The organism is Spirosoma jeollabukense, from assembly GCF_054777855.1.
Map to the genome: position 1 here is coordinate 1 of NZ_BAAHAD010000032.1, position 6,794 is coordinate 6,794.

The 6,794-nt window shown below is 38.0% G+C and carries 8 protein-coding genes; 4 read left to right on the forward strand and 4 right to left on the reverse strand.

The genetic code is table 11. From position 1 onward, the window contains the following. Positions 1-136: 136 nt before the first annotated feature. Complete coding sequence (locus ACYVEA_RS34015) at positions 137-304, forward strand: hypothetical protein (RefSeq protein WP_461117841.1); 168 nt, start codon at positions 137-139, stop codon at positions 302-304. A gap of 887 nt (positions 305-1,191) precedes the next feature. Here the strand turns inward: ACYVEA_RS34015 and ACYVEA_RS34020 are convergent. The 4 genes from ACYVEA_RS34020 to ACYVEA_RS34035 all read right to left on the reverse strand — a co-directional run bounded on the left by ACYVEA_RS34020 (position 1,192) and on the right by ACYVEA_RS34035 (position 4,737). Then, positions 1,192-1,359, reverse strand: coding sequence for a hypothetical protein (locus ACYVEA_RS34020; protein ID WP_461117842.1), 168 nt, complete (start codon positions 1,357-1,359; stop codon positions 1,192-1,194). Between the two features lie 976 nt (positions 1,360-2,335). Continuing rightward, a complete protein-coding gene (locus ACYVEA_RS34025) occupies positions 2,336-3,130 on the reverse strand; it encodes a hypothetical protein (RefSeq protein ID WP_461117843.1) in 795 nt (264 codons plus the stop codon). A 141-nt stretch (positions 3,131-3,271) separates the two neighbouring features. After that, positions 3,272-3,976 (reverse strand): hypothetical protein, encoded by a 705-nt coding sequence (locus ACYVEA_RS34030; protein WP_461117844.1) that lies wholly within the window; start codon positions 3,974-3,976, stop codon positions 3,272-3,274. Positions 3,977-4,029: 53 nt separating this feature from the next. Next, positions 4,030-4,737: a hypothetical protein gene (locus tag ACYVEA_RS34035; protein WP_461117845.1), complete on the reverse strand. Its 708-nt coding sequence runs from the start codon at positions 4,735-4,737 to the stop codon at positions 4,030-4,032. 377 nt (positions 4,738-5,114) lie between these two features. Here ACYVEA_RS34035 and ACYVEA_RS34040 point away from each other — a divergent pair, with 377 nt between their 5' ends. The 3 genes from ACYVEA_RS34040 to ACYVEA_RS34050 all read left to right on the forward strand — a co-directional run bounded on the left by ACYVEA_RS34040 (position 5,115) and on the right by ACYVEA_RS34050 (position 6,545). Further along, the gene (locus tag ACYVEA_RS34040) at positions 5,115-5,528 is read left to right on the forward strand and encodes a PH domain-containing protein (RefSeq protein ID WP_461117846.1); all 414 of its coding nucleotides are present in this window, start codon (positions 5,115-5,117) and stop codon (positions 5,526-5,528) included. Positions 5,529-5,812: 284 nt separating this feature from the next. Continuing rightward, complete coding sequence (locus ACYVEA_RS34045; protein ID WP_461117847.1) at positions 5,813-6,118, forward strand: hypothetical protein; 306 nt, start codon at positions 5,813-5,815, stop codon at positions 6,116-6,118. Between the two features lie 181 nt (positions 6,119-6,299). Next, complete coding sequence (locus ACYVEA_RS34050) at positions 6,300-6,545, forward strand: redox-active disulfide protein 2 (protein ID WP_461117848.1); 246 nt, start codon at positions 6,300-6,302, stop codon at positions 6,543-6,545. Positions 6,546-6,794 lie beyond the last annotated feature (249 nt).

Consider the following 6,794-nt stretch of genomic DNA (forward strand, 5'->3'; position numbering starts at 1 on the left):
GAAGTGAATTACTTACAGGCTGATCGAGCGCGCATAAGCTGTTTCTTTCGGAAGAAGGAGGTAGCATTCTTTACGGACTAACTCACGCGTCTATAATGAGCAAATAGAGCCGTTTCGTATCAGTAAAGACATGATCTTGAACGGTATACAAGTGAAATCATCTGTGTTTGAGAATGGAGCTGATGCCACTTTATGGATAACCAACGGCATTATCTCTTCATTAGGAATTTTAGCTCTGGGAGGAGATTATCCTACAACTGAAATTACCAACTATGAATTAGTTAAGGTTTGGCAGGATGATTAGAAAATTACAATTTTCTAATCATACATTAGAAGGGCAAAATTGACTTATTTCTAGCCCCGTTTTATAACTAATTTTGTGTTAAGAGAATATTCTAAGATATTACCCTATTTATCTACAAGTAAGGGCACGCTAAAATAAGCTTAACTGAACGTAAATAGACAACGAAGATAATTATGCTAGTTTTAGTCAAAATTTTTTATTGCCTATTTTTCGGACTATTAGATTTACTGATCAACTCATTCTTGACAGGGTCTTTTAAAGTTAAACCTTTTTGGGCAATACCTGCTATTATCTTAACTCTGCTCTTAACATATTTACACGGTCAAGAGGTTATGTATATTTTCATGCTAAGACCTGAAGTTTTTAATATGATGTTACTATTCAGTTTCTTATTAGTGTTCTTTTTCTTTTCGGGAAAAATTCAAGATCATTTAGCTAGATCATACGGTACTCAAAAGGGAGACATTAGTCCAGAATTTCAAAAAACCTTTACTGATTCATTTATCTTTATAAGAGATAAACTCATCTATGTTATGGTTTTCTTATATCAAGTTTTATATATTTTTTATATATCAGAAGATTGAATAGGCAAATCGCACTTGTGACCATATATCCGAATCTTTCAAGGGCTGTCAGGCTAACTAAAATGTCTATTTGAAACTTGTTGTATAAGTGAGGTGGCTGTTGCAAAAGTAATCGGATCATATAGTAAGCCGAACATCAACCAATATCTGACTCGATTGAGATGGGAAACCAATGCCAAAAGGCGCGAAAGTATGCCTGTCCCGACTTTTGCAACAGCCACTGAGGTTATTTTAAGAGATTAAAGATATATACATCTTACTAGTAAATTCTCCTAATCTTGAAAGATTACAAATTTCTGGACACTATTGATAATACTTCCTATCAACAATCTGGCAATCTGTCTTAGATACTTTGATTTCTCCACCACCACCTATCATACTCGTTTTTAATCGATATATGATGTATATATAGCTACTATCTTCCTCAACCGTAGTCGTTAAATCGCCTAAATTTTTATGTGCTTTTTTCATTGAATTGTTAGCCACTGTTACAGCTTGTTCTTTAGTACAAGCTGTAAGTATCTGGGTTTGATATTGCCTGTTACAGCTCCCTAAACCTAATGCTAGACATAACACTGGCAGTATTCTCATTAGAAATTTCACCTAGATTACACAATTAAAATTCGATTGATTTTTTGTTGTATAAGTGCAATTATGTTAGCCTAGTGTTATTCAAGGTGACACAGAGCCCCAATTTGTAAGAACGCTCTAAGCGCACTTTGGGAATCTTCAAGGTTCTCTATCGATAAAGCGAAAGCTTTTCCCTTCAATAAGTCATCTGTTTTCTCCTTAGCCTGTTTTAGACCTAAGCCAAAGTGTTCTTGAAACAGCTTGGTAGACGATACCTTGAGAAACCTGTTTTCCCATCCGTCAAATACCATTTTTGTCATGAATTTTCAGTTGTATAATTTGCTTTATGTTAATGGATCATTTAATGAGCAACGTTCTATAATAAGGATTGAGCAATCTTACTATATTATAACTTTTAAAATTTAGTAACAATAATGCTTATTAATTGATAATAAAACACGGCACCAAACATAAATTCTGTAAAAAAGAATTTCGCAAATTTCATATATGAACTCAGAAAGTTTTGATTGAGTCCTTTAGCCTCCATCATATTATTAAATAAATATAGCAAAACTCTCGTCATATAATAGAGCATAATCATTGCAAAACTAAAAAACAAAATACCATTAAATTTATCAGAAGGCATCAAGTAATTATCTAATAAAGAGCTTAGATGAAGTATAAAAAATACAACAATAAAAATTATAGAAAGACGCAGTAAATACTTATCCAACTTGAATGATTGAGTAATTGCCCAAACAAGTATAAGATCAAGTAGGCCAAAAAATGCAATGTAAAATAGCTGCATAAAATTGCTGCATAAGTGCAAATGTGTTAATCTCAATATAAAGACAAATCAATATTAGTTCAAGGTATTTTATATTTGCCAATTATTTTTCTTTGCTTCATAGTTGGGAAGAATGCAAGATTTGGTTTCGTCTATTCCTGAAACAAAAAGTTTAAGTTTATTATCAACTTTTATATCTTTCATCACCACGTAATCAGTTACTTTGGATTCCCCAAACAACTTCTCTCCATTAGAGTTTAGATAAAAATAGCCTACAAGGATTCTATATGCGGCATTTGGTCTTAGCGAACTTGTATTATCAATTAAAGAGATTATTGTTCCTTCTTTAATGTTGCCGTTTTTATGCAAATCATACTCTCTCAAAGCAGGAATTAATCCATAAAGAAAAAACGGAAGGCCAATTAAAAAAAATAATAATGGAAAAAGATAAAAAATATTATATGGAAAAACGTATGGCTCTAAATTTTTGATTTTTGATTCATTTCCAAGTACTTTTATCAGTATTTCACTTCCAATTTTCATATCATTCGTCTTGTCTAAATCGAATGTTTGAAACCTGTCTAATTTAGTTACACCATCCATTGAGTATTCATAACGTATTCGTAGCGGATTTTCTCCATTTATGGTCACGTTATAATATGGTCTCAGGTCAACGATTTTTGCTTTTTTTTCAATGCCATTTTGATCAATCTTATCAAAATTATATTTATCGTACGACTCTATTTGTAAGTTTATTAGCAGCATTACGCTTGGCAGTAAAATAAAAATTGAAGAAAAAACGAATATAATCCCTAGAATTGAATAGGGTTTTCTATTTTTTATTAATTTGACTAAAATAGAAAAAGTGACTTCTCTTTTATTCATTTGATTGTTAATTAGTCCTTGAGCAAAAATATTGCCGAAGCCATAAATTAATGCTTTTCCAGAGGTTTAAATTCCTTACATTGTTCAACTTTATTTCAGTAGCTTCATAGTTATATAAGTGGCATTATGTTTAGTGTAAGTTTACTTGACCAATATAGCTCCTGTAGTATGAACTTTGGTCCCATCATTCAGCCATAAATCTAAATCATGCAGGCCGGGTTTTAAGCTAAACGTTCCACTATAACCCGCTAAGGGAATTTTTAAGCCGTTTAATAGCTGATACGCCATTGGACCACCACCGGGGCCAATCCATCGGGGTGACAAAGCACCGGTTTGGGTAACTGCAATAAACTCAATGAGGGGTGTACCAAACACATTCTCAGCGGGTACGATTACTTGAGAAATCCCACTTAACTCATAGATTGTTGGTGCTGGTAGGGTCTTAATTCGCAAGGGCCCTGCCCGCTTTAGCATGACGGTGTAATGACTACTCTGGCGTTTATTATCGACTCGATTCACCAGCTTCACCAGAACCCGTTCCCCATTGGTAGCCGTGTTCCCGATATAGCCATCGGAATTAGTCCAACAACGGAAATTTATATCGAGATGAAATACCCATTCGTCGGCTAACTTAGCTTGGGGGGAGAAGGTGAAATGAGGTTTTAAATCCAGGGAGGGCAAGGTGGGGGGTAGCACTAGCGTAATAAGCTTTTGCTGCTGGTCAATGGAAATATTCTCTTGGGGGATGCCCTCGATGCTCATGCCCAGAATCTGGGGTTTTTCGTCGATAGCAGGTTCTTGACAACTTACCAACAGGCAGACCAAAATAGCTATTAACCACCTCATAGTTTGTTGCCTAATTTGCTTTATGTAAAGTAACGGATTGACTTTTCTGGCCTCTAGCGTACTTTGTAAGTGGCGGAGGGATCTTTAAACCATTTTATACTTCCATTATAAGGACCACTGGTCACTCGACTTGAATCAACTTGATTCAGCGAGGAGACATAAATCGCCTTTAACTGTCGACTGGCATACGTCCAACAAATGCTTAGCTTTTTATTTTGACTTAGGTCCAACTCGGTCAGCGAGTTTTCCAAACAAATCAGTTCACGTAAAGCAGGCAGATTTGTTAAGTTTAGGCTTTCCATCGCATTCTTCATACAGCGAAGTATTTTCAGTTTGTCGTTGGCGGGTCCAAACACCAACTGCTTGATCTGAGCGGGTGGATAGTAGCCCTCCCCATTGGCTGGATTGGTTGAACAGTCGAGATACTCAAGCTGCGCATTGTGGCTTAGGTCCAACTGGTCAATGGCAAAGCCTGAGCAGTTCAAGTACTTCAAATTAGTGAAATGTTCAATGCCTTTCAGACTGGTAATAATGGGCAAGTGGCCCATAACGATCAGCTGTAAAGAGTCTACCAGCTTTATGTCCCCGTAGCGAACGGTTCCATTCGGGGCTTTATCCGAATCGATGCCTAAATAAATGAGGTATTTCTCGAAGGCAGCATCTGGAATCGGGATGGCCGTCTCATCGGAGATAGGAACTTCAACATGTTTGCAACTGGTTAAATAGCCAACGAGTGCTAAACTAATGAGTAGTTTTTTCATACAGTGAAGGGTATTACGACCAATATATGATATCTCAGAAGCTATTTTCAGAAGTACTTTACTCGCAATTGATAGGGTCAATCTACGGATATTCCATTAATATACTATTAGCCTTTTCCTGCCCCTTTCAAAAGGACAATTGAACCTCTTTTCAGGACTTGTATACGGTGAGTTATCTTAGAATATTTCCTTAACATAACAATCCATATGCAACTGTACTATGAAAAATACAAAATAAGTTCTATTAGTGTAATCTCAAAATACGCTCCCGATTGAGACGAATAATTAATCATATTTCATTCCTAGCTGCGTTGTTGTTGCCTTTTTCCCTATCTTACTCCTGTGGTGCAATTCAAAGCGATGAAAAGGAGAAATCGATGAAAACCTATAAATCTAAAGTAGGACTTGAGCTAGCTATTCCCTTAGCTGGCTTATTTGTTGGTTTGGGTAGCTTGATGGCCTACCAAGGGCTTTGGGCAGGGGTCGGTACTATCCTGGTGGTTTCACTACTGATTCTGCACTTGTTTAGGACAACACGCTATAAACTGGACAAAAACACCCTTAATATTCAATCCGGCTTTTTCTTTCACAAAGAGATGCCCATTGCTTCCATCAAAAAGATCATCGAAACCCGAAACCCAATTAGCTCCCCCGCTCTCTCGCTAGATCGAATTGAATTAGTCTATAATCGATTCGATAGTGTGCTTCTCTCTCCTGAGGACAAAATGGACTTCATCGCTGAACTGCTCCATCGAAATCCCGACATTGAAGTTCGGCTAAAGAGGGTATAAGTATAAGCATTGAGGAAGAGCTTAGATTAACTTTGGCGATAGCCGTATCACAAATCGCTCTGTTGTTGTTACAGCTTATGCAATGGCGGATCAAGTTTTACCTACCGAAAAGACAAAATAAACCCAAGTGACGGCAGGTCGTGCGCGACTCCGAAACCAACCGCTCAGGCGGCCCTGCGTGAATTTGGCGGCCGTCGCTGTGCCAAGCCGCTGGAGCGGTCCGTTTCTTAGATTTACCCAATTACTGGAGCGGAAGTAAAATTAAGGTAGCACTTCCTTTCCTTTTGAGGGAAGCGGTTGAGGCTTCCACCCCATCGATCTATAAAGAAGACATAGGCATGTTTATCCCAAAGAGCTACTCGGAAATGACACTTGATGAACTCGTGTCGGAAGAAAAAAAGATGACCGCCCAGAAAATTCCGTTTGCCTTGTTTGTTGGTCTCTTGGTTGGCTTTGCCATTTGGTCAGCCACCCATAAAGGCGGTTTTATGGTGACCTCTAGTTTGCTATTTGGGGCTCTTTTAGCGGGTAGTGTGTACGCAAAAAACTTGAAAAGTGTTCAAGCGGAAATAAGCCGCAGAAACAGTTAACTTCCCACCCCTGGGTAGGATATACTGCTTATCCCGGCAAGCTAACGCCTAAGCGCCCGGCCACTTATCACTAGTGGCCGGGCGCTTCGTTTTCTGCCACGTTGAAATTAGCTTATTTGTGGGTTGCTATTCAGCGAATAAATGCGCTATTTGTAAGCCAACAACTATTTCTCTTAGTAGTATGAATCAGTTCTCCCAAATGAGTATAGAGAAGCTCCAGCAGCAAGCCAAGACAATCAAGGTAGCCACAGGTACGCTGGCTGGCATGCTCCTGGTGCTTCTAGTGATGGCCGTATTCCTATCTATCAAAAAAGGATTCAGCGCCCTAGTTATAATTCCCTTCGCTTTACTGCCTATTTTGATTACAAACGTGAATAGTCTAAAGCAGATCAAGAAAGAGCTCGAATCGAGAGGGGAAGCGATTTAAGGTAGCCCATGGTCCCTATAGCAAACGCCCGGCTACAATGAAGTAGCCGGGCGTTTTATTATAACGCCAAACAAAAAAGCACAAAAGCACGCTTATATAAATAAACCCTCCAACCTGAGACGAGTAAGAATTACGTATCGATAAATGGGGCGTTTTTTAATAACTGTCAACAACTATCTGTAGCATACGCGTTGTATTTTTCGGTTTTTTGTTGACACAAAGCTCCGGTGCCACCCCCCTAATAAATAA